Origin of the sequence: Roseovarius sp. (assembly GCF_027019125.1) — a bacterium.
Classification (GTDB): Bacteria; Pseudomonadota; Alphaproteobacteria; order Rhodobacterales; family Rhodobacteraceae; genus Roseovarius.
Genome location: NZ_JALUXE010000027.1, coordinates 238,859 through 261,301, shown reverse-complemented (window position 1 = coordinate 261,301; position 22,443 = coordinate 238,859). Strand labels below are relative to the sequence as shown.

Below are 22,443 nucleotides of genomic sequence, written 5' to 3'. Positions count from 1 at the left end.
CGGGAGGAGACAGTAATGGGCACGAGCCGCGCCGATCACGACGCTATGACCATGGCCGGGCTGAACCTCATTCAGCAGGCTTTGACCATTTATGACCGGGATTTACGGCTGGCTGTGTGCAACCGTCGGTTTCAGGAAATGTTCGCCCTGCCCGATGCTCTGGTGACGCCCGGGGCGGATTTCGCGGATACGATCCGCTATCTGGCCACGCGCGGCGATTATGGCGATGTCGGAGATGTAGAGGGGTTTGTCGCCACGCGGGTCGAGATCGCCCGCGCCTTCGAGCCGCATTACATGGAACGCGCCCGCGCCAATGGCCGCACCATCAGCGTCGAGGGCACGCCGCTGCCGCAGGGGGGATGGGTCACGGTCTATACCGACATCACGCGCGCCAAGCGGCAAGAGGCGCTGTTGCGCGCGCGCTCGGAAGAGTTGTCAGATCAGTTGGTCGGCTATTCCGAAGAACTCTCCGCCACCAACCGGCAACTGGAGGCGACGATCATGGCCCTCGAAGAGGCCAAGCGCCAGATCTCCGAGGCCGAGGCCCGCACCAGAATGACCGCCGAGATGATGCCCGCCCATATCGCGCATGTCGGCCCCGACCGATGCTATACCTACTCCAACCGGCGGCTGACCTCGGTCATGCCCGGCTCGCGCGCCGATCTGATCGGGGTGCACGCGGCGCAGGTGCTCGGACCGCAGCCGTGGTCGATTATCGGTCCCGAACTGGACAAGGCCTATGCCGGGCAATCCTCGGTTTTCGAGTTCACGCATGAGCCGAGTTCGCGGCGTATCCGCGTGGCCCTGACCCCGGATCACACCAGCGGCGGGGTCTATATCCTGTCGATGGACATCACCGAAGAAAGCCAGACACGCGCGGCCCTGCAACAGACACGGCGACGGGAAATGGCGGCGCAACTGACCTCGGGGCTGGCGCATGACTTCTCCAATCTCCTGACGATCATTCTCGGGATGCAGTCGCGCCTTGGCCGCATGGGCCTGAAACCCGAGGCGCAAGAGTTGATCAATGCCACGCTCGCGGCGGCACGGCGGGGCGGCGGACTGCTCAACCGTATCGCCGATATGACCGGCCCGCGCGAGCATGAACCCGTGCCCACCGATCTGGCCGCCTTTCTCGACGATCTGGACACGCTGGCGCGTTCGGCCCTGCCCACCGGTATCATGTTGCGGATTGTCTGCGACGGTCTCACGGATCGCTATCTGCTTGATCCCGGCATGTTACAGGATTCACTCCTCAATCTGGTGCTGAATGCCCGCGACGCCTGTTCAGGCAGTGGCACGATTACCCTGACGGCCCGGCCGTTGCAGGATACCTGGCTCGAGATCGCCGTCGATGACACCGGCCCCGGCTTCAGCCCCGAGGCGCTCAAACATGCACTCGATCCGTTTTTTACCACCAAGGGCGGCGAGGGATCGGGGCTTGGCCTACCCATGGTCTACGACATGACCAAGCTGGCGGGCGGGCGTATTCTCATCGGCAACACCGACACGGGCGGGCGCGTGGCGCTACGTCTGCCGCTGCGCCGTGCGGCGGCAGCGCGGCCACCGGGCCTTGTCCTTCTGGTCGAGGATAGCCCCGACCTGCGCTCGACCCTGCGCGACATGCTGCGCGGCACGGGCCATAGCGTGATCGAGGCCGCCAGCGTGGACGAAGCCGCAGCCCTGATCGCCGATCTGCCAGAAATCTCTGCCGTTCTCTCGGACATCGTGCTGGAAGGCACACGCACCGGCATTGATCTGGCGCGACTTCCCCGACGCGGCGATTGCGCGCTGGTGCTGATGACCTCGCTGCCGCAAGATGATCCGCTGCACCGGCAAGCAGCAGAGCTCGCCCCGGTGCTGCGCAAACCCTTCACCGCCGCGCAGCTTGACGCGGCCCTCAACACCGGAGCGCACCCATGACAGCGCCGCTTGTGGCCATTCTCGACGACGAACCGGCGATCCGCTCGATGCTGGCCCAAGCCCTGACGGAGGCCGGCTTTCGCACCATGGCCTTTGGCCGCGCCACGGAATTCGAGGCGGCGCTGCGCAGCACCACGCCCGATGTCTGCCTCGTAGATCTTTCGCTGCCGGATCGGGATGGGCTTAGTCTTGTGCATCGCCTGGCCCTCGAACAGGGGGCGACGGTGATCATCATTTCAGGGCGCGCGCAGGTGCAGGACCGGGTGACAGGGCTGGAGCTCGGGGCGGATGATTACATCATCAAACCGTTTGATCCCGCCGAGGTGGTGGCGCGTGTACGCGCTCGCCTACGCCGGGGCACACCCAGCACCCAAACCGGCGAGGTGGCACGGTTCAACGGCTGGGTCGCCCATTTCGACCGCTACATGCTCGAGGATGAAACCGGGACGGAAACGCCGTTTTCCCATGCCGAGGGTGAGGTACTGCGCCTCTTTCTCGAGCGGCCCAAGCGGCTGATTTCCCGCCAGACGATGCAAGAGACCCTAGGTGGGGCGGCGGGCGAAAGTTTTGACCGCGCCATGGACGTCCGCATCTCGCGCCTGCGCACCAAGCTGCGCGAAGATCCAAAAAACCCGCGCCTGATCAAGACGATCTATGGCGCGGGCTATATTTTTCTGGGGGACGTAAACTGGGGATGAAGGCCCCTTACGGGTGCCGTCCCTCCATGATCTGATTGGCAAATCCGTGGTTGGTGTCGCGGTGGTGGGCCTCATCGGCACGCACCGCGATGACAACGTCCCGCAATCGCGCCTCTGCGGGCAGCTTCCAATAGTCGATGGCGATTTGCGGCGCGGGCACGTTTTCTTGCCGACCTGCGTCGATCTCGGCCAGATATTGCGTGTAGCTGACCACGGCCTCTTCCTCGAGATAGCCCACAATGCGATGCGCGGTGCGCGGGGCCAAGAGATAGGTGAAGAAGAACACATTATAGAAAATCGCCTGCGCGATCATGATAAGCCAACGCTCACCGCGCGAGGGCTGCGCGATGTGGATGAAGGTCATCAGATGCATCCGCTCGTTCTCGGCCTCGTCCAGCAACTCGCGAATCCAGCCCTGATCCTCGCGGATATGGCGCACCGATTTGAGGTGCTGCAACAGTCCTCCGACCATGCCCGGCACGGCAGCCACGGTTTCCAGAACGACCGCGCGATGGCCATAGCGTTTGGAGAAAAACGCATCGGCAAAGACGCGCATGAATTTCACGATACGCAGCGCGATCCGGTCGTGAATGTCGCGCGGGCTATGGTGCACCTCGAGCGTCGCGCTGTCGTCGCTCTGAAATTGCCTCTCGGGTCTCATCTTTCACTCCATGACTTGATGAATGTCAGATGGGAATAAAAGATGACTCTTGAATGCGACAAATGGTGCCGGACACCCTCGATCAATCGTCAGTCCGCGCGTTTCTCTGGCAGATCGAGCTTTGGATGCGTTCCAGTCCGAGCCGGGTTTCCGGCGTCAATGCGATGGCACCCCGGGTGCAGACATCCGCACAGAGCCCGCATTGCCCACAAGCGTGCGGCGCGGTCACGACCGGCAGCCGCTCGCCATCAAGGGTGATGATCGCTTAGGGACACACCTCGACGCAATCCCCGCATCCGGTGCACAAATCGGCCAGACGCCATTCCCGTACCGTCCCGGGCGGGCGCGGCATGACAGAGTGAGCGTCGGAACTTGACAGGAAACGATCCCGCAAGTCGCACCACATTCTTCTCAGGCCTCCTCTGCGTTGACCACCAGCACCCTTGTCACGTTAAAATTGAAAAACATCACACCCGACTCGCCCATGATGCAGATCAGTTCATCCTGCGAAAAAAATTTGATCTGTCACGCGGCGGCGCGGCATCGGCTCAATCCCCAAGCTGCGCAACCGCCCCGGCAAGCACCTCAAGACCTGTAACCAGATCCCGCTCGTCGGTATCCTCGGCAAAGGCATGGCTGATCCCGTTGATCGAGGGGACAAAGAGCATCGCCGCAGGCATCAACCGCGCCACGTTCGTCGCATCATGGAGAGCGCCGGACTGCATCTCGCGCCAGCGTCCGGGCGCCACGGCCGCAGCACTCGCGCAGAGCGCCGCGCGCAAGCGGGACTCCATCGGCACCGGCTCCAGCCCCAGCATCTCACCATAGCTGAGGTCGAGCCCCGCTTCGCGTGCAACCTCCTCGGCGGTGTCGCGGATAATCGTCTCCATCCGGTGCAGCCGGTCCGCCGTGCCATCCCGCCATTGCATCGAGAAGACCGCCCGCCCCGGCACGATGGAATGTGCATCGGGATGCAGGGCAACGTGACCGATGGTCCAAACTGTCGAGGGCGCCACCACGTTGCGAAACCGCTCATTGATCAGCAGGTTGAACCGCGCCAGGCCTTGGAACGCATCGCGGCGGCGGTGCATGGGGGTGGTGCCCGCGTGGTTCTGTTCGCCCTCGAAGGTGATCCGCATGTCGCGGATGCCAACGATATCCGTAACGACCCCTACCGCCTCGCCCGCCTCAAAGAGCCATGGCCCCTGCTCGATATGCATTTCGAGAAACCCGGCAAAGCGGGACGGGTCGACAAAATCCCCGGCCATGGACGCCACGCCGCGCCGCGCTTCAGCAAAGCTCAGGCCGCTGCGGTCGGTCTGACGATCCGCCACCTCTAGCGCGAGATTGCCTGACCAGATGGCGCTGCCGGTGGTCACGCCAAACCGCCCCTCTTCATCCTCAAAGGACACGACCGACACCGGTGGCCCGCCCGCCTCGCGCGCGGCGCGGGCAATCTCGAGCCCTGCGATCACTCCAAGCGCACCATCGAGCCAACCACCTTCGGGCTGGCTGTCGCTGTGGCTACCGACCAGGAGCGATGGCCCCTCGGCCAGACCAAAGAGATTGCCCACGGGATCGAAATGCGGCTTGAGGCCCGCAGCCTCGATCCGACCCGCCAGCCATTCCCGCGCCTCTATGTCAGAGGGGCTGAAGGCCGGGCGCACCACGCCCTTGCCCACCCCTGCCGCACCGAAGCTGCGCAGATGGTGCAGGTCCTTGAGAAACCGCTCGGGATTGACCCTGATCATCGCCATCTCCTCGCCTTATGCGCACAGCCTAACGGACCAACGCAGGCCTGCAATGGTCTTGTTGTAGGATCGGACCTGCAAGGGAGAGAACTGGTGCTGCTGGGGAGGATTGAACTCCCGACCTCGTCATTACCAATGACGCGCTCTACCACTGAGCTACAGCAGCACGTGTGGCGCGCTGATTAGACGCTAATCGCAGATGGCGCAAGGGGTAACTGGACGGTTTTTCGCACCTCCTGTAAGAGAAGGTCCATGAGCAAAAAACAAACACCGGACAAAGCCGCGAAACAGGGCCCAAGCCGCGAGGACAGGCTGAAATCGGCGTTGAAGGCAAATCTCGCACGGCGTAAGGCGCAGATGCGCGCCAAGGCGGACGGTCTCTCCGCGCCAAAGCCCGCCGGAACAAACGATAAAGGGTAGAGCAGATGGATTCGATCGTCGTCACGGGCAATGGCCCGCTCAAGGGGCAAATCCCGATCGCAGGCGCCAAGAACGCCTGTCTGACGCTGATGCCCGCCACGCTCTTGAGTGACGAGCCGCTGACCCTGACCAACGCGCCGCGCCTGTCGGACATCAAGACCATGACTACGCTCCTGCAATCCCTGGGGGCCGAGGTGGTGCAGATGCAGGGCGGTCAGGTTCTGGCGCTGTCGTCGCATAACCTGAACAACCACGTCGCCGACTATGACATCGTGCGCAAGATGCGGGCCTCGATCCTCGTGCTCGGGCCGATGCTGGCGCGTGACGGGCATGCGGTGGTTTCGCTGCCGGGCGGCTGTGCCATCGGCGCGCGGCCCGTCGATCTGCATTTGCGGGCGTTGGAGGCCATGGGGGCCGAACTCGACCTGCGTGAGGGCTATGTCCATGCCAAGGCTCCCGGTGGCCTCAAGGGAGGCACCTTCGAGTTTCCGATCGTGTCGGTCGGGGCCACGGAGAATGCGCTGATGGCGGCGACATTGGCCAAGGGCACAACGGTGCTCAAAAACGCGGCGCGCGAACCGGAAATTGTCGATCTGGCCCAATGCCTGCGCCGCATGGGCGCGCAGATCGAAGGCGAAGGCACCAGCACGATCACCATTCAAGGCGTGGACCGTCTGGGCGGGGCGACGCATCCCGTGGTGGTCGACCGGATCGAGCTTGGGACCTATATGCTGGCCCCCGCAATCTGCGGTGGCGAGGTGGAATGTCTTGGCGGGCGGCGCGACCTCGTGGGGGCCTTCTGCGACAAGCTGGAAGAGGCGGGCGTGAGCGTGACCGACACGGACGCAGGCCTCAAGGTCAGCCGCAAGAATGGCCAGGTGCGCGCCGTCGATGTGGTGACAGAGCCCTTCCCCGGCTTTCCGACCGACCTTCAAGCGCAGATGATGGCGTTGATGTGCACCGCCGAGGGCACCGCGGTGCTGGAAGAGCGTATCTTTGAAAACCGCTTCATGCACGCACCGGAACTGATGCGGATGGGAGCCAGGATTGATGTGCACGGCGGCACCGCGACTGTGACCGGCGTCGATCACCTCAAGGGTGCGCCGGTCATGGCCACCGATCTGCGGGCCTCGGTCTCGCTCATCCTTGCGGGGCTGGCGGCAGAGGGGGAAACCATCGTCAACCGGGTTTATCACCTGGATCGCGGCTATGAGCGGGTCGAGGAAAAGCTGGGCAATGTCGGCGCCAGGATCGAAAGGGTCAGTGGCAAATGACCGAAGACGCCAAATTCGAAGACGGGCGGGAAGCACCGCTCAACCTCGGCGCGATGGAGGAGGAGGATCTAAAGGTCATCTCTTCTCTGGCGCAGGATGCGGTGTTTCCGATCACCGAAATGAGCTGGCAACCGGCCAAGCGCCGGTTTGGCCTGCTGCTCAACCGCTTTCGCTGGGAGGATCAGGGCCGCGAACGGCATGGGCCGGAACGGGTGCAATCGCTCTTGGTGATCGACACCGTGCTGCGGGTGGCCAGCCAAGGCATCGACCGCAGCGACAAGGACACGATCCTGTCCCTTCTTTCAATTACCTTCGAGCCCGGAGCCGACGGCGCGGGTCATGTGCTCTTGACGCTGGCGGGCGATGGCGCGCTGCGGCTGGAGGTCGAGGCAATCGAGGTCACGCTGAAGGATGTGACACGACCTTACCGCGCGCCTTCGGGCAAGGTGCCACATCACGAGGGTTGAGCCACCCGTCCCGGCACAGATTATGAGTATTTGGACCAAGAAGAAGACCGGGGCTTGAGACAGAGGCCACTGGCCGCTATGTGCCCCGGCGAAAGGAACACCCATGCCGATCACGCTTGACGCCACTGCGCCCGATTTCGAGACCCGCTTTACCGCATTGCTGAGCGCCAAGCGCGAGGACAGCCCAGACGTGGACGACATCGTCGCGGGGATCATCGCCGATGTGCGGCAGCGGGGCGACGCAGCGGTGATCGCCCTGACCGAGCGGTTCGACCGTGTCGCGCTGACGCCAGAAACGCTGCGGTTTTCACCGCAAGAGATCGCAGCACTGGTCGCCGAGGTGTCGCCAGCAGAGCGTACGGCACTGGAGCTGGCGGCCGATCGCATTCGCGCCTATCACGCACGTCAAATGCCCGAGGATGCAAGCTGGACCGAAGAGAGCGGCGCGATGCTGGGCTGGCGCTGGACGCCGGTGTCGGCGGCGGGGCTCTACGTGCCCGGAGGTCTTGCCTCTTACCCCTCCTCGGTTCTGATGAACGCCATCCCGGCCAAGGTCGCCGGGGTTGAGCGGCTGGCCATCGTCGTGCCGACCCCCGATGGCAAGGCCAATCCGCTGGTCCTGTTGGCGGCGCAGATCGCGGGTGTGGACGAAATCTATCGCATCGGCGGTGCGCAGGCGATTGCAGCGCTTGCCTATGGCACCGAAAGCATCGCCCCGGTGGACAAGATCACCGGCCCCGGCAATGCCTTTGTCGCCGCCGCCAAGCGGCGAGTTTTCGGCAAGGTCGGCATCGACATGATCGCTGGTCCCTCGGAAATCCTCGTGATTGCCGACAAGGGGCAAAACCCCGACTGGATCGCGCTCGACATGCTGAGCCAGGCCGAACATGACGAAAGCGCGCAGGCCCTCCTGATCACGGACGATGCCGATTTGGCCGATGCGGTCAGCGCTGCCATCGACCGCCATCTGCAAACGCTCGAGCGCCGCGCCATCGCCGGCGCGAGCTGGCGCGATTTCGGCGCGATCATCCTTGTGCCCGACATGGGCACGGCGGCTGCGCTCTCGAACCGTATCGCGCCTGAACATCTGGAGTTGTGCGTGGATGACCCGGACGCCCTGTCCGCGCAGATCACCCATGCCGGGGCGATCTTTCTCGGGGCTTGGACGCCGGAGGCGATTGGCGATTATGTCGGCGGGCCGAACCACGTCCTGCCCACAGCGCGCTCTGCCCGGTTTTCATCCGGCCTGTCGGTGATGGATTTCCTGAAGCGCACCACCTTGGCCCGGATGACACCGGAAGCCCTGCGCGCCATTGGCCCCGCTGCCGAAACCCTGGCCATCTCCGAAAGCCTTGAGGCGCATGGCCTCTCTGTGCGCGCAAGATTGAACCATCTCAACGACTGAAACGGCGGTTTGACGCCTGTCAGGCGGAAACTGCCCCTTTCGCCCCTGCGGCACGCCCACTATAAGGACAAACGCCCCGGACCCCCGAGTCGCGGGGCTCATCATCATTTCGGGCGACAGGGCACAGGCGCATATGTCTATATTTGATAGGATTCCCAGTCTGTTTTCATCGGACATGGCAATTGACCTGGGCACGGCCAACACGCTCGTCTACGTCAAGGGGCGTGGGATCGTCCTGTCGGAGCCGTCGGTCGTCGCCTATCATATCAAGGATGGCATGCGTAAAGTGCTGGCCGTGGGCGAGGATGCCAAGCTGATGCTGGGCCGCACGCCCGGCAGCATCGAGGCGATCCGACCCATGCGCGAAGGGGTCATCGCCGATTTCGACACCGCCGAGGCGATGATCAAGCATTTCATCCGCAAGGTGCACAAACGCTCGACCTTCTCCAAGCCCAAGATCATCGTCTGCGTGCCGCATGGCGCAACGCCAGTGGAAAAGCGCGCAATCCGTCAATCGGTGCTCTCTGCCGGCGCGCGTCGGGCCGGTCTGATTGCGGAGCCGATTGCGGCGGCCATTGGGGCAGGCATGCCCATCACCGATCCCACCGGCAACATGGTGGTGGACATTGGCGGCGGCACGACCGAGGTGGCGGTGCTCAGCCTTGGTGATATCGTCTATGCGCGCTCGGTGCGCGTGGGTGGCGACCGGATGGACGAGGCGATCATCAACTATCTGCGTCGCCAGCAGAACCTTTTGGTCGGCGAATCCACGGCGGAGCGGATCAAGACCAGCATCGGCACGGCGCGCATGCCCGACGACGGGCGCGGCACCTCGATGCATGTACGCGGGCGCGACCTGTTGAACGGTGTGCCCAAGGAGATTGAAATCAGCCAAGCGCAGGTGGCCGAGGCCCTTGCAGAACCCGTGCAACAGATCTGCGAGGCGGTGATGACCGCGCTTGAAGCAACCCCGCCCGATCTTGCGGCTGATATCGTGGACCGGGGCGTGATGTTGACCGGGGGTGGCGCGCTCCTGGGCGATCTGGACCTGGCGCTGCGCGAGCAGACCGGGCTGGCCGTGTCCATCGCCGATGACAGTCTCAATTGCGTGGCTCTTGGCACCGGCAAGGCGCTCGAGTTCGAAAAGCAGTTGCGCCACGCGATTGACTACGACAGCTGAACCACCCACCTTTGCCTAGAAGGGGGACTCCGTGGCTAGGGACCGGGGACAAGGCGAGGATTACAGTGGCCCACTGAAGCGCCTGCTTTTGGGGGTGCTGCTTTTGTGCCTGCTGGGCATGTTCCTGATCTGGAGGATCGACAGTCCGCGCGTCGAAAGGTTCCGCGCGCAGGTGGTCGATCGGGTCGTGCCAAGCTTTGACTGGGCCATGGCGCCGGTCACGGGCGCGGTCAACATCCTGCGCGATTTCCAGAGCTATCAGCGCATGTACCAGCAAAATCAGGACCTGCGCCGCGAATTGCAACAGATGAAGGCATGGAAAGAGGCAGCCCTGCAACTCGAACAGGAAAACGCGCGCCTTCTCGACCTCAACAATGTGCAACTCGATCCGCGTCTGACCTACGTGACCGGTGTGGTGATGGCGGACAGCGGCTCTCCCTTTCGGCAATCGGTATTGATCAACGTGGGTGCGCGCGACGGCATCATGGATGGCTGGGCCGCGATGGACGGCCTGGGATTGGTCGGACGGATTTCCGGTGTGGGACGCAATACCGCACGGGTGATCCTGCTGACCGACACCTCGAGCCGTATTCCCGTCACGATCCAACCGTCGGGCCAACGCGCGTTGATCATCGGTGACAATTCCATAGCTCCTGTGGTCGATTTCGTCGAAGCCCCCGATCAGGTACGCCCCGGCGACCGGGTGCTGACCTCGGGCGATGGCGGCGTGTTTCCTGCGGGGCTGTTGGTGGGTCAACTGGCCGAAGATCCCGGCGGGCGGATGCGGGTGCGCATCTCGGCCGATTATGAGCGGCTGGAGTTCCTGCGTGTGCTGCGCAGCTACGAGAACGAACGCCTGACTGATCCCGGACGGTTGATCGCACCCGTGATCCTGCCGGGCAGCGAAGCCCCCGAATCCGCCCCGGATACGGCCGAAGCGGCAGAGGCTGAAAATGGCTGACGCGCTTTTGCCCCGGGCCTGGATCATGCGCGCGCTCTATCTGGCGCTTTGCATCGCCCTGCTCTTCCTGCACCTTTTGCCGCTAGAGCATACGCCACCGAAATGGGCCGGGCCTGATCTGGTGATGGCGCTGACCTTTGCCTGGGCGGTGCGCCGCCCTGACTATGTGCCGGTGCTGTTGGTCGGGCTGGTAATCCTCGGGCTTGATCTCATGTTGCAGCGCCCACCCGGTCTTTGGGCGGCGCTGATGGTGATGGGCACGCAGACCCTGCGCAATCGCGCGCCTTCGCTGCGCGACCTGACCTTTGCGGCGGAATGGGCCTCGGTGGCCAGCACGATGGTCGCGATCACCATTGCGAACCGCGTTGTATTGACCCTTCTGATGGTGGATCAGCCGCCGCTTGGCCTAAGCCTGATGCAGCTTTTGTCCACATTGATCGCCTATCCTGCGGTAGCAATCGTTTCGCATGCCCTCTTTGGAGTGCGCAAGCGCGCGCCCGGCGATCTTGATACGGCGGGGCTGCGCTCATGAGACGCCCTGCCCGCGATACTGCCGAGAGCCAACGCCGGATCACCCGGCGCGGGCTGGTCGTGGGCGGGCTACAACTCGGGGTGATGAGCGCGCTCGCGCTGCGCATGCGCTACATGCAGTTGGAACAAGCCGACCAATTCCGCCTCTTGGCCGATGAGAACCGCATCAACGTGCAGCTTATCCCACCCACGCGCGGCCGCATTTTCGACCGCGAGGGGCGGATCATCGCCGAGAATGTGCCAAGCTACCGGATCACCATGATCCGTGAGCAGGCCCGCGACGTGGACGAGGTAATCGCCCGACTGGCGCGGCTGGTCGAGTTGGACCCCGGAGAGCTGGAAAAGGCCCGTCGCGAACTCAAGGAACTGCGTGGAGATACGCCTGTGACCGTCGCCGACCGGGTCACTTGGGAGGATATAAGCCGCGTCGCGGTCAACGCCCCTGCCCTGCCCGGTGTGCATCCCGAAGTGGGGCTCTCGCGCCGGTATCCGCTGCGGGGCGATCATGCGCATGTTGTGGGCTATGTGGGACCGGTCAGTGACCGCGATCTGGAGCGTGTCGACGCGCCGGAGCAGCTTTTGCGCCTGCCTCGGTTTCAGATCGGCAAGATCGGGCTTGAGGCGCAGCGCGAGAACCTGTTGCGCGGCTCGGCGGGCACGCGGCGCGTCGAGGTGAACGCCGCCGGGCGCGTGATGCGCGAATTGGACCGTCAAGAGGGACAGCCCGGCGCGGATGTCCAGCTGACGCTGGACAACGAATTGCAAACCTACGCAAATGCCCGCCTCGATGGCGAGAGCGCGGCGGTGGTGATGATCGACTGCGAGAGCGGCGACATTCTGGTCTGCGCCTCCTCACCCAGCTATGATCCCAACCTCTTTGTGCGGGGCATTTCGGTTGCGGACTATCGCGCGCTGCTCGATGATCCGTATCGCCCCCTGCCCAACAAGGCGGTGCAGGGCATCTATCCCCCGGGGTCCACCTTCAAGATGGTGACGGCGCTTGCAGCACTGGAAGCGGGGGATGTTTCGCTTCAGGACACGGTCTATTGCCCTGGCCATCTGGAAATCAGCGGCCGCCGCTTTCACTGCTGGAAACGGGGTGGGCATGGCAACATGGATTTCCACCTGTCGCTCCGCGAAAGCTGTGACGTCTATTACTATGAACTGGCACTGCGGACCGGAATCGAAAACATCAGCGCAATGGCCGAGCGGCTGGGGCTTGGGGTTCAGTTCGACCTGCCTATGACCAGTGTTGCCAAAGGGTTAGCGCCGACCCGCGAATGGAAAGTGGCCAATCGGGGCGCTCCGTGGGTCGTGGGGGACAGCGCCAATGCCTCGATCGGGCAGGGATTTGTCCTGGCTTCGCCGCTGCAACTTGCGGTGATGACAGCGCGTCTGGCCACCAGCCGCAGCGTGATGCCGCGGCTGATCAAATCCATTGATGGGGTAGAGCAGCCATCCGGCCACGGCGAGCCGATGGGCCTGAACGAGAACCTGCTGCGCGAGGTGCGGCGCGCGATGTATGCCGTCACCAACAGCAATCGTGGCACCGCCTATCGCAGCCGCATCATCGAAGACGCTTTTCGCATGGCGGGCAAGACGGGCACCAGCCAGGTGCGCAACATCTCGACCGGCGAACGCTCGACCGGCGTGATCAGCAACAACAATCTGCCGCGCGAACAGCGCGATCACGCGCTCTTTGTCAGCTTTGCGCCCTATGACGCCCCCAAATACGCCGTGGCGGTGGTGGTTGAGCATGGCGGCGGCGGATCGACCGCCGCAGCACCGATTGCCCGCGACATCACGCTTCAGGCCCTCTATGGCGAAGACCCGCCGCTGGCCGCCTATCCCGAGGCCGACCGCCCCCGGATCAAGGCGCAGCAAGAGAAACTGCGCGCGGCCCGTTCCCGCCCCGAAGCAGAGGAGAGCGACCGCGCATGAGCTATCTGGAGCAATCCATCAAGACCGCCCCGTCGGGCGCACGCAAGTTCCTCTGCCTCAACTGGCCGCTTGTGATCTTGTTGTGCACGGTGGCGGGTGTCGGGTTTCTCATGCTCTATTCGGTTGCTGGCGGGAACCTCGAGGTTTGGGCAGAGCCGCAGATGAAACGCTTTGCGCTTGGATTGGCGGTAATGCTGGTCGTGGCCATGGTGCCGATCTGGTTTTGGCGCAATATGTCCCTGCTTGCCTATCTGATTTCCCTTGCGTTGTTGATCGCCGTGGCCCTGATCGGGGTAGAGGGCAAAGGCGCGCAGCGGTGGATCGACATAGGTTTCATGCGGCTGCAACCCTCGGAACTGGTCAAGATCACGCTGGTGATGCTGCTGGCGGCCTATTACGACTGGTTGCCGATGTCGCGGGTATCCCGGCCTATCTGGGTCCTCATTCCGGTGGGCCTGATCCTGACCCCGGTTGCCCTTGTGCTGCGTCAGCCCGATCTGGGCACGTCGATCCTGCTTTTGGCGGCGGGGGGCGTGGTGATGTTCGTCGCAGGGGTGCATTGGGCCTATTTCGCCACTGTCATCCTTGCGATCGCCGCCCTCGTTTTCGCCGTGTTCGAGAGCCGCGGGACAGACTGGCAACTCCTTGAAAACTATCAATATCGCCGGATCGACACCTTTCTCAATCCCGACAATGACCCGCTAGGCGCGGGCTATCACATCACCCAATCCAAGATCGCGCTTGGCTCTGGCGGCTGGACGGGGCGCGGCTTTATGCAGGGCACGCAATCGCGGCTCAACTTTTTGCCCGAGAAACATACCGACTTCATCTTTGTGACGCTGGCCGAGGAATTCGGCTTTATCGGCGGCATCTCCATTCTGGGGCTTTATACGCTGATCCTTGTGTTCTGCATCGCTGCGGCCTTCGGCAACAAGGATCGCTATTCGTCCTTGCTCATTCTGGGGGTGGCGATGACATTCTTCCTGTTTTTCGCGGTCAACATGGCAATGGTCATGGGTCTGATGCCCGTGGTCGGGGTGCCCTTGCCGCTTGTCAGTTATGGCGGATCGGCGATGCTCGTGCTCATGGTGGGCTTTGGCCTTGTCCAGAGCGCCCATATCCACAAACCAAGGTAGGACACATGACGCCCAATATCCTCTTTGCTGCTCGACCCGAGCAGTGGAACATCTATGAAAACCCTTTGAAATCCGCACTTTCCGAAGCAGGCGTCGCGGCGAACCTTGCGCTTGATCTGGCCCCCGACGAGGTGGACTACATGGTCTACGCCCCCGACAGCGCGGTGCAGGATTTTACCCCCTATACGCGCCTCAAGGCGGTGCTGAACCTCTGGGCCGGGGTCGAGAATATTGTTGGGAATCAGACGCTAAAGGTGCCATTGGCGCGGATGGTCGATCACGGCCTGACGCAGGGAATGGTGGAATGGGTCACGGGCCATGTGCTGCGGCATCACCTAGGGATGGATGCGCATATCCTTGGGCAGGATGGGGTCTGGCGCAAGACAATCCCGCCTTTGGCCGAGGATCGCCCGGTGACGGTGCTGGGTCTGGGGGTGCTGGGGCAGGCCTGCGCCAAGGCGCTTCGGGGCCTTGGCTTTCCGGTCACGGGCTGGTCGCGCAGCGCGCGGGACGTGGCGGGGATCACCTGTCTCTCGGGCGATGAGGGGCTGTGCGCAGCACTGCAAACTGCTGAAATTCTTGTGCTTTTGCTGCCAAAAACGACAGAGACCGAAAACCTGATGAATGCCGAACGTCTGGCCATGCTGCCCAAGGGCGCGATGATCATCAATCCCGGACGTGGGCCGCTGATTGACGACGACGCGCTTTTGGCAGCGCTCGATACCGGGCAGATCGGCCATGCGACACTGGATGTGTTCCGGGTGGAACCGTTGCCGCCTGCGCATCCCTATTGGGCACATCCGCGCGTGACGGTGACGCCGCATATCGCGTCTGAAACGCGCCCCATCACAGCCGCCCGGGTAATCGTGGAGAATGTCCGCCGCGGCGAGGCAGGCGAGCCATTCTTGCATCTGGTGGACTGCGCCAAGGGCTATTGAGACGGGCTAACTATCTGAGAAACGGCGGTTTATCCGGGTCGGACCCCGGGGCAGCACGGGGCGTGGGCCGGGGCGGTTCGGGCAGGTCAAAGCGCAATCCGCATTGTGCCAGCCGCGCCGCGACCGGATCGGAGGCCGCGAAAAAGGCCACATCGAGGGCGGCGGCCTCGAGCCCTGAAAAGATCAGCACCTCGGATACCGCGCGGGCCAAGGCCGGTTCTGCCTCGGGTTTGGCCCCGACAAAGCCCAGCAAATGCCCCTGCGCGCCGGTGTCATAGGTCACGCGAGCGAGATAGGCGAGCTCTGCAAGTCCCGCCATCGTGGCCAGCCGCGCATCGAGCGCCAAGAGCAGGTTCTCAGGCAAGCCTTTGGGTGCGCTCAGTTTTTCCGGTCGCGCCTCGATCTCTGAGGGGGCATCGGACAGGGTTTCGGCCAGCCAGTCCACCGCCTCGGGCGGGAGCAGGATCGACGAGGGCGCAACCTCGAGATTGACCCCAAGACCTGCCCCCTGCCCTACCAACATGGTCGCTATATTGCGCCCGCTCAGCGCCGCGTAGGGCACGATGCGGCCTGCGAACTGCGCCAAACGATCCTCTCGGTCAAACACGAGGACGAAGGAATTATCCGACAAATCAAACACTTCCGGGTCAAGCTGGTCACCATCCGCCTCGGATTTGAGCAAGAGGTAAAGTTCGCTCGCCGCCAAAGTCTCGTAAAACCGCAAGCGGGCGGTCGCATCCTCGGGAGCGGCCTCCATCGCGGCGTGGGCGATGTCGAGCGGGGTCAGATCAGTCATGGATAACCCTTTGAATTTGTGCGCGTAATTCCGGCAAAACCTCGGCCTCGAACCACGGGTGTTTTCTGAGCCAAGCGGTATTGCGCCACGAGGGATGCGGCAAGGTGAAAATTCGCGGTGCATGGTCGCGCCATGCGCGCACAGTGTCGGTGACGCCGGTCTTGACGCCCAAGTGGTATTTATGGGCATAGCCGCCGACGAGCACGGTTAGTTTCACGTTTTCAAGGGCTTGCATGACGCGGGCGTGCCATGTTCTGCCACAGATACGCGGCGGCGGAAGGTCTGATCCCTTGGTATCGTAACCGGGAAAGCAAAAGGCCATCGGCACAATCGCCACGCGGGATTTATCGTAGAATTCACAATCACTTAGCCCCAGCCAGTCGCGCAAGCGGTCGCCCGAGGGATCATCAAACGGCTTGCCCGAGTGGTGCACCCGCAGCCCCGGTGCCTGCCCCGCGATGAGAAGCCGCGCCGTAGGCTGAAACCACACCACCGGACGGGGGGTGTGGGCCGTGCGGGTGGCTTCAAAGCGGTCCGCACAGAGGCGGCAGGCGCGGATTTCGGACATGAGGTCAGACATTACGAACCTTACGATTTGCAAGGGGATTTTGTAAGGTCCGCGGTCATGCGAGATCGACCCCCGCCGCCGTCATCTCTGCCTCTGCCGCGGCCAGTGATCCGTCAAGGTCGATGCCCCGCGCCAGATCGCGCCGGACGGTCACGCGATAGCCCAGGCGGGCGGCATCGAGCGCCGAGTAATTGACGCAGAAATCGGTGGCGAGGCCAACCATGGTCAGGTCCGTGATGCCGCGCGTTTGCAGATAGCCATGCAGCCCGGTGGGGGTGGTGCGGTCGTTCTCGAAAAACGCGGAATAGCTGTCGATGGCGGGATTGAACCCTTTGCGCAGGATGAGATCGGCGCGCGCCGTGTTGAGGTGATCGTGAAACTCCGCCCCATGGCTGCCCTGAACGCAATGGTCAGGCCAGAGCACCTGGGGGCCGTAGGGCATCTGCGTCATCTCGTAGGCGGATTTACCCGGATGGGAGGTGGCGAAAGAGGAATGCCCCGAGGGGTGCCAATCCTGCGTCAGGATCACCGCCGGAAACTCGGCCATGAGGGCGTTGATGCCGGGAACGATCCGGTCGCCCTCGGGCACGGCGAGGGCACCACCGGGGCAGAAATCATTTTGCAGGTCGATCACGATGAGGGCGGATGTCATGACGGGTCTCCTTTGCCCCATAGGGGTAGGCAGAGCAGGCCTGCGCGTCAATGGCGGCGGATTGTCCTCTTGCGGGCGCAGGGGCTGCGGCGTAAAGCGCGGGCCATGTACAAGATTGCCGCCCTCTATCATTTCACCCGGTTCGACGACCCTGCCGCCGTGCAGGGGCCGCTGCAGGCGCTGTGCGATGCCGAAAAGATCAGCGGATCGCTCTTGCTCGCACGTGAGGGGATCAATGGCACGATCGCCGGGCCTGCGGCGGGGATCGCAAAGGTTCTGGCGCATATTCGCGCCCTGCCCGGCTGCGACGATCTGGAATGGAAGGAAAGCGAGGCGGCAACGCAGCCTTTTCGCCGGATGAAGGTTCGGCTCAAGAAAGAGATCGTGACCATGGGGCAGCCGGATGTCGATCCGCGCGCCCGTGTTGGTCATTATGTCGAACCCGCCGCGTGGAATGAGCTGATACGCAGCCCCGATGTGGCGGTGATCGACACGCGCAATGACTACGAGGTGGCGATTGGCACCTTTGAAGGCGCGGTCGATCCGCAGACGGCGACATTCCGCGATTTCCCGGCATGGTGGGAAGAGAACAGGCACCGCTTTCACAACAAGCGGATCGCGATGTTCTGCACGGGCGGCATTCGCTGTGAGAAATCCACCAATTACCTTTTGGGGCAAGGGGTGGAAGAGGTCTATCACCTCAAGGGTGGTATCCTGAAGTATCTCGAAGAGGTGCCGGAGGATCAGAGCACCTGGCGCGGGGAGTGTTTCGTCTTTGACGGCCGGGTCTCGGTCGGTCATGGGCTGAAGGAGGGCCCGCATCGGTTGTGCCATGCCTGCCGGCGGCCGATCCTGCCCGAAGATATGAACCGGCCCGAGTATGAAGAGGGCGTCGCCTGTCATCACTGCGTCGGAGAGACCAGCGACGACGACAAGGCGCGGTTTCGCGAGCGGCAAAAGCAGATGGCCCTCGCGGAGGCGCGGGGCGAGCGGCATATCAAGATCGTTCACGAGGGGTAAGGGGGCGGTTTGGCGTTGCGCGGCGGTGCCTGCGGCACCTTGATTCCGCGCGGGGCTAAGGTTTCGCGCCCTACCCCTTTTGCCCGATCTTCGGCTCTGTTCCCGCCTTGATCCGGGCGATGTTCTCGCGGTGGCGCCAGAAGACCAGCAGCGACAGCACAAAGGCCAGCACCATGCCCGTGCCGTATCCCAGCACCACCATCCAGCCGGTCGAGAGCGCCGCCGCCATGATCGCGGCCTTGGACGAGACCCGCGTGACATAGGCTGTCACCAGCCATGTGGCGCATGAGGCAAGGCCCACCGGCCAGGCGAGCGCAAGGAATATCCCCAGGAATGTCGCCACCCCCTTGCCGCCGCGAAAGCCGAGCCAGACGGGATAGCAATGGCCGAGAAAGGCTGTGAGCGCCGCCAGTTGCGCCGCATCCTCGCCCGCCATCCCGCGCGCCAGAAGCACCGCCACCGCCCCTTTGCCGCCATCGAGCAGAAGCGTGAGCGCGGCGGCGGTCTTGTTGCCGGTGCGCAGCACATTCGTGGCCCCGATATTGCCCGATCCGATTTCGCGCAGATTGCCGAGGCCCATGATCCGCGCCAGCACCATGCCAAAGGGGATGGAGCCCAGAAGATAGCCGATCACGGCCCAGAGGATCAGCAAGGTGGTGGATGTTTCGATCAGGGGCATGTGTCGGCCTCGTATACGCGGGTGCCTGCAACATAGGTCGCGCAGACCTTACCCTGCAGGCGCGCGCCGTCAAAGGGGGTGTTCTTGGATTTCGAGCGCAGCGCAAAACGGTCGAGCACAAAGGGCTTCATCGGATCGAAGAGCACCAGATCGGCCGGTGCGCCGACGGCAAGCCGCCCCGAGGCCAGCCCCAGCCGCTTGGCGGGGTTGAGCGACATGGCGCGAAAGAGCGCGGGCAGATCGAGCGCCTCGGCATGGTAAAGCCGGAGCGCCACGGGCAGCAGGGTTTCGAGCGCCACGGCGCCGCTCGCCGCCTCTTCGAAGGGCAGGCGTTTGGATTCCTCGTCCTGCGGCGTGTGCATGGAAGAAATGATGTCGATCAGCCCCTCGCGCAGCGCCTCGATCACCGCCTGGCGGTCGTCCTCGGAGCGCAGCGGCGGTTTGAGTTTGAAGAACGTGCGGTAATCCGAGACATCCAGCTCGTTCAGGGTGAGGTGGTGGATGGACGTGCCTGCGGTGATATCAAGCCCGTTCTTCTTGGCGCGGGCCAGGGCGGGCAGCGCGCGGGCGGTGGTGATCTGATCGGCGTGATAGCGCGCGCCGGTCATCTCCAGAAGGGCGATGTCACGGTCCAGCCCCATCCGCTCGGCCATGGGCGAGACAGCGGGCAGACCGCGCAGAGAGGCGAATTTGCCCGAGGTGGCCGCCGCACCGGCGCTCAGGCCGGGGTCTTGGGGATGGCCGATCACGAGCGCACCGAGCGAACGGGCATAGGTCAGCGCGCGGCTGAGAACCTTGGTGTCGCTGACCACATGGTCGCAATCGGTAAAGGCCACGGCGCCTGCATCCATGAGAAAGCCGATTTCAGTCATCTCGCGGCCCTGCCGCCCCTTGGTCAGTGCGGCCATGACCAGCACCTTGACCGGCGAGGCCTCATTGGCGCGGCGCGCGACGAATTCCAGCACCTCGGGGCTGTCGATGGCGGGGGATGTATCGGGGCGCGTGACCATGGTGGTGACACCGCCCGCCGCCGCCGCAAGGCCCGCAGAGCGATAGCTTTCCTTGTGCCGCTCGCCCGGCTCGCAGACCTTGACGCCGATGTCGACGATACCGGGGGCAAGGCAATGGCCGCCGCAATCGATCACGGTCTCGGCCTGCGGTGGGGCATCCGTGCCGCGCGCGACGATCACGCCCTTGTCGATGAGGAGCCAGCCGGGGGCGTCGGTTCCTGCCTCGGGGTCGATCAGGCGGGCGTTTGTGAAAAGGGTTTGGGTCATACGGTTACTTTCTTTCGGCTTGGGCACTGGTCATCCCGCCACCCAGACCATGACCACGGTCAGGGCGGCGATCACCAGAAGGGCCGCCATGGCGATCTTGCCGGACATGCGTGGGTCTTTGGGGTCCTGCATCCTGTCCTCTCATAGTCCTGCGGCGGCGCGTATCCGCGCCTCGGTGCCGGCGCGGTCGGCCTGATACTTGATCAGGTGCTTGTCGCCCGTGGCGGTGATCACCTGCACGGCGCTGGCCAATCCCCGCACCGTCTTGATCTCCGAGAGCCGCACCGCGCGGGTTTGCGGGCCAAGGAGCCGCCGGTCGGTCAGATCCCACCGTGCCTTCAACTCGTCGGAGGCCACGTAAAAGCCGCGCACGGCAATCGCCGCGAGACCGCCCACGGCCCCTGTCCAGACATGCGGATTGCCGATCGCCCAGAGAATCGCCATGCCCAGCGCCATGGCCCCCGCCGCAAGCCAGGCGTGGTCACGGCGATAGGCGGCACGGTCGGGGTGAAAGCTGTGGATCACGCGCTCGCCCGGATCGAGCGGCGTTGTCGGGGTCATGGAATGGATCAGCCCCTCGCTCATAGTTTCACCGCGAGGCCAATGGCGATGGCCGCCCCAATGGCCATGAGCGCCAGCACGGCAAAGGCCATGAGCCGCAACCGGCCCGCACCCTGCGGGCGGGCATTGGCGCGGGGGGTGAGCAGACCCTCGGCGCTGCCCGTGGGCAGAGGGGTGAAACGCACCGGCGCCACCTCTTCGGAAAACCGCGCGACGAGGCGCAGGGGGGCGCGCGGGCGCATGTCCTGTGCGCGCCCTTCAAAGGCACGCGAGGGCAGGATCAGCACGCGGCCCTTGAGGCCATTGACCTGCGGCTGCATCGGCGCGAGGTCGGCCACGGCAATGCCGTGCCCCTCGGCCAGATAGTCGGTGAGCGTCATGCCATTCAGATCGGCCACATCGAAAAGCTCGATTTCCGACGTCTTGAGCGGGCCTGTGCCCAGCGCCGCGAGGATGGCATCATCGGGGTGTGGGTTGGCGCGATCCTCGTCCACGGCAAAGAGGCGCACGATATGGGCCTCACCGGCGGGGATGCGCAGAACCGTGCTCATGCCGCCGCCCGGCGGGCGCGCAGATTGCGCGCGAGCAGGTCCATCGCCGCCATGCGCACGGCCACGCCCATCTCGACCTGGTCCTGAATGACCGAGCGGTTGATGTCATCGGCAATCTCGCCGTCGATCTCGACGCCGCGATTCATCGGTCCGGGGTGCATCACGATGGCATCCGGCTTGGCATGGGCCAACTTTTCGGCGTCGAGCCCGTAGCGGTGGTAATATTCGCGCTCGGAGGGGATGAAACCGCCGTCCATGCGTTCCTTTTGCAGCCTGAGCATCATCACCACATCGGCCCCCTCAAGCCCGCGGCGCATGTCGTCATAGACCTCGACGCCAAAGGCGTCGATGCCAGCGGGCATGAGCGTGGGCGGACCGATGAGGCGGACGCGGTTTTCCATCCGGCCCAGCAGCAGGATATTCGAGCGCGCCACGCGGCTATGGGCGATGTCGCCGCAGATGGCCACGGTCAGACGGTGCAGCCGCCCCTTGGCACGACGGATCGTCAGCGCATCCAAGAGCGCCTGAGTGGGATGTTCGTGCCGCCCGTCGCCCGCGTTGAGCACGGCGCAGCGCACCTTTTGCGCAAGCAGGTCCACCGCGCCGGAATGGGGATGGCGCACCACCAGAAGATCGGGGTGCATGGCGTTGAGGGTGAGGGCGGTGTCAATCAGGGTTTCGCCCTTTTTCAGGCTGGAGGCCTGCATCGCCATGTTCATCACATCCGCGCCCAGCCGCTTGCCTGCCAACTCGAAACTGGCCTGGGTGCGGGTGGAGTTCTCGAAGAACATGTTGATCTGCGTGAGCCCTGCCAGCGCATCGCCATGTTTGGTGGCGCTGCGGTTGAGGGTCACGTAATCCTCGGCCAGATCGAGAATCGCGGTGATGTCCGCCGGGGACAGCGGCTCGATCCCCAGAAGATGCGCGTGTGGAAATGTCATGCCGCCCTCCGAACCGGTTCCCAGAGCCTTGTAAGACCGGTGTCGCCACAGGGCAAGGCGGGGTTTGTCGCGGGGCCGTGGCGTTCATCGTTCTGCATATCCCCCGACTGCG

At 63.9% G+C, this 22,443-nt stretch carries 24 protein-coding genes and 1 tRNA gene; 13 read left to right on the top strand and 12 right to left on the bottom strand.

Going from position 1 to position 22,443, the window contains the following annotated elements; translation table 11 throughout:
- Nucleotides 1-15: 15 nt before the first annotated feature.
- A complete protein-coding gene (locus MVC20_RS09490; RefSeq protein ID WP_297540703.1) occupies nt 16-1,923 on the top strand; it encodes a PAS-domain containing protein in 1,908 nt (635 codons plus the stop codon).
- The gene (locus tag MVC20_RS09485; RefSeq protein WP_297540701.1) at nt 1,920-2,621 is read left to right on the top strand and encodes a response regulator transcription factor; all 702 of its coding nucleotides are present in this window, start codon (nt 1,920-1,922) and stop codon (nt 2,619-2,621) included. Before MVC20_RS09490 ends, MVC20_RS09485 begins: the two co-directional genes overlap by 4 nt.
- A gap of 7 nt (nt 2,622-2,628) precedes the next feature.
- Here MVC20_RS09485 and MVC20_RS09480 read toward each other — a convergent pair whose 3' ends face one another.
- From MVC20_RS09480 to MVC20_RS09465, 4 genes are all read right to left on the bottom strand, one after another.
- Nucleotides 2,629-3,282, bottom strand: coding sequence for an alternative oxidase (locus tag MVC20_RS09480; RefSeq protein WP_297540699.1), 654 nt, complete (start codon nt 3,280-3,282; stop codon nt 2,629-2,631).
- 265 nt (nt 3,283-3,547) lie between these two features.
- Nucleotides 3,548-3,634 (bottom strand): 4Fe-4S binding protein, encoded by an 87-nt coding sequence (locus MVC20_RS09475; RefSeq protein WP_297541437.1) that lies wholly within the window; start codon nt 3,632-3,634, stop codon nt 3,548-3,550.
- 196 nt (nt 3,635-3,830) lie between these two features.
- Nucleotides 3,831-5,033 (bottom strand): hydantoinase/carbamoylase family amidase, encoded by a 1,203-nt coding sequence (locus MVC20_RS09470; RefSeq protein WP_297540698.1) that lies wholly within the window; start codon nt 5,031-5,033, stop codon nt 3,831-3,833.
- A gap of 91 nt (nt 5,034-5,124) precedes the next feature.
- Nucleotides 5,125-5,199: transfer RNA gene (locus tag MVC20_RS09465), tRNA-Thr, on the bottom strand.
- Between the two features lie 86 nt (nt 5,200-5,285).
- Here MVC20_RS09465 and MVC20_RS09460 point away from each other — a divergent pair.
- From MVC20_RS09460 to MVC20_RS09415, 10 genes are all read left to right on the top strand, one after another.
- A complete protein-coding gene (locus tag MVC20_RS09460) occupies nt 5,286-5,453 on the top strand; it encodes a hypothetical protein (protein WP_297540696.1) in 168 nt (55 codons plus the stop codon).
- Between the two features lie 5 nt (nt 5,454-5,458).
- A complete protein-coding gene (gene murA, locus MVC20_RS09455; protein WP_297540694.1) occupies nt 5,459-6,727 on the top strand; it encodes a UDP-N-acetylglucosamine 1-carboxyvinyltransferase in 1,269 nt (422 codons plus the stop codon).
- A complete protein-coding gene (locus tag MVC20_RS09450; protein WP_297540692.1) occupies nt 6,724-7,194 on the top strand; it encodes a DUF2948 family protein in 471 nt (156 codons plus the stop codon). The genes murA and MVC20_RS09450 overlap by 4 nt, the downstream gene beginning before the upstream one ends.
- A 103-nt stretch (nt 7,195-7,297) precedes the next feature.
- A complete protein-coding gene (hisD, locus tag MVC20_RS09445; protein WP_297540690.1) occupies nt 7,298-8,599 on the top strand; it encodes a histidinol dehydrogenase in 1,302 nt (433 codons plus the stop codon).
- Nucleotides 8,600-8,732: 133 nt separating this feature from the next.
- Nucleotides 8,733-9,779, top strand: a complete 1,047-nt coding sequence (locus tag MVC20_RS09440; protein WP_297540688.1) for a rod shape-determining protein — start codon at nt 8,733-8,735, stop codon at nt 9,777-9,779.
- Between the two features lie 31 nt (nt 9,780-9,810).
- Nucleotides 9,811-10,740, top strand: coding sequence for a rod shape-determining protein MreC (mreC, locus tag MVC20_RS09435; RefSeq protein WP_297540686.1), 930 nt, complete (start codon nt 9,811-9,813; stop codon nt 10,738-10,740).
- A complete protein-coding gene (locus MVC20_RS09430; protein WP_297540684.1) occupies nt 10,733-11,272 on the top strand; it encodes a rod shape-determining protein MreD in 540 nt (179 codons plus the stop codon). Before mreC ends, MVC20_RS09430 begins: the two co-directional genes overlap by 8 nt.
- The gene (gene mrdA / locus MVC20_RS09425) at nt 11,269-13,212 is read left to right on the top strand and encodes a penicillin-binding protein 2 (protein WP_297540682.1); all 1,944 of its coding nucleotides are present in this window, start codon (nt 11,269-11,271) and stop codon (nt 13,210-13,212) included. The genes MVC20_RS09430 and mrdA overlap by 4 nt, the downstream gene beginning before the upstream one ends.
- Nucleotides 13,209-14,348 carry a rod shape-determining protein RodA gene (gene rodA / locus MVC20_RS09420; protein ID WP_297540680.1) on the top strand — a complete coding sequence of 380 codons (1,140 nt, stop codon included), beginning with the start codon at nt 13,209-13,211 and terminating at the stop codon, nt 14,346-14,348. Before mrdA ends, rodA begins: the two co-directional genes overlap by 4 nt.
- Nucleotides 14,349-14,353: 5 nt before the next feature.
- Nucleotides 14,354-15,286 carry a glyoxylate/hydroxypyruvate reductase A gene (locus tag MVC20_RS09415; protein ID WP_297540678.1) on the top strand — a complete coding sequence of 311 codons (933 nt, stop codon included), beginning with the start codon at nt 14,354-14,356 and terminating at the stop codon, nt 15,284-15,286.
- 10 nt (nt 15,287-15,296) lie between these two features.
- Here MVC20_RS09415 and MVC20_RS09410 read toward each other — a convergent pair whose 3' ends face one another.
- Genes MVC20_RS09410 through pncA form a run of 3 tightly spaced genes read right to left on the bottom strand, consistent with a single transcriptional unit; the run spans nt 15,297 to nt 17,302 of the window.
- Nucleotides 15,297-16,082 (bottom strand): SseB family protein, encoded by a 786-nt coding sequence (locus MVC20_RS09410; protein ID WP_297540676.1) that lies wholly within the window; start codon nt 16,080-16,082, stop codon nt 15,297-15,299.
- Nucleotides 16,075-16,662 carry a uracil-DNA glycosylase family protein gene (locus MVC20_RS09405; RefSeq protein WP_297540674.1) on the bottom strand — a complete coding sequence of 196 codons (588 nt, stop codon included), beginning with the start codon at nt 16,660-16,662 and terminating at the stop codon, nt 16,075-16,077. The genes MVC20_RS09410 and MVC20_RS09405 overlap by 8 nt, the downstream gene beginning before the upstream one ends.
- 43 nt (nt 16,663-16,705) lie before the next feature.
- Nucleotides 16,706-17,302, bottom strand: coding sequence for a bifunctional nicotinamidase/pyrazinamidase (pncA, locus tag MVC20_RS09400; RefSeq protein WP_297540672.1), 597 nt, complete (start codon nt 17,300-17,302; stop codon nt 16,706-16,708).
- A 105-nt stretch (nt 17,303-17,407) separates the two neighbouring features.
- On the opposite strand from pncA, the gene MVC20_RS09395 reads away from it, so the two are divergent.
- On the top strand, nt 17,408-18,322 hold the full coding sequence (locus MVC20_RS09395) for a rhodanese-related sulfurtransferase (RefSeq protein WP_297540670.1): 915 nt from the start codon (nt 17,408-17,410) through the stop codon (nt 18,320-18,322).
- Between the two features lie 70 nt (nt 18,323-18,392).
- Here the strand turns inward: MVC20_RS09395 and plsY are convergent, their stop codons facing one another.
- The 5 genes from plsY to MVC20_RS09370 all read right to left on the bottom strand — a co-directional run bounded on the left by plsY (nt 18,393) and on the right by MVC20_RS09370 (nt 22,331).
- Nucleotides 18,393-19,001: a glycerol-3-phosphate 1-O-acyltransferase PlsY gene (plsY, locus tag MVC20_RS09390; RefSeq protein WP_297540668.1), complete on the bottom strand. Its 609-nt coding sequence runs from the start codon at nt 18,999-19,001 to the stop codon at nt 18,393-18,395.
- Nucleotides 18,992-20,278, bottom strand: a complete 1,287-nt coding sequence (gene pyrC, locus MVC20_RS09385) for a dihydroorotase (protein WP_297540666.1) — start codon at nt 20,276-20,278, stop codon at nt 18,992-18,994. Before pyrC ends, plsY begins: the two co-directional genes overlap by 10 nt.
- A 141-nt stretch (nt 20,279-20,419) precedes the next feature.
- The gene (locus tag MVC20_RS09380) at nt 20,420-20,863 is read right to left on the bottom strand and encodes a hypothetical protein (protein ID WP_297540664.1); all 444 of its coding nucleotides are present in this window, start codon (nt 20,861-20,863) and stop codon (nt 20,420-20,422) included.
- Entirely contained in the window at nt 20,860-21,390 is a 531-nt protein-coding gene (locus MVC20_RS09375; RefSeq protein WP_297540662.1) for a hypothetical protein, read from the bottom strand. Before MVC20_RS09375 ends, MVC20_RS09380 begins: the two co-directional genes overlap by 4 nt.
- Nucleotides 21,387-22,331 carry an aspartate carbamoyltransferase catalytic subunit gene (locus MVC20_RS09370; protein WP_037275304.1) on the bottom strand — a complete coding sequence of 315 codons (945 nt, stop codon included), beginning with the start codon at nt 22,329-22,331 and terminating at the stop codon, nt 21,387-21,389. Before MVC20_RS09370 ends, MVC20_RS09375 begins: the two co-directional genes overlap by 4 nt.
- Between the last annotated feature and the right edge of the window lie 112 nt (nt 22,332-22,443).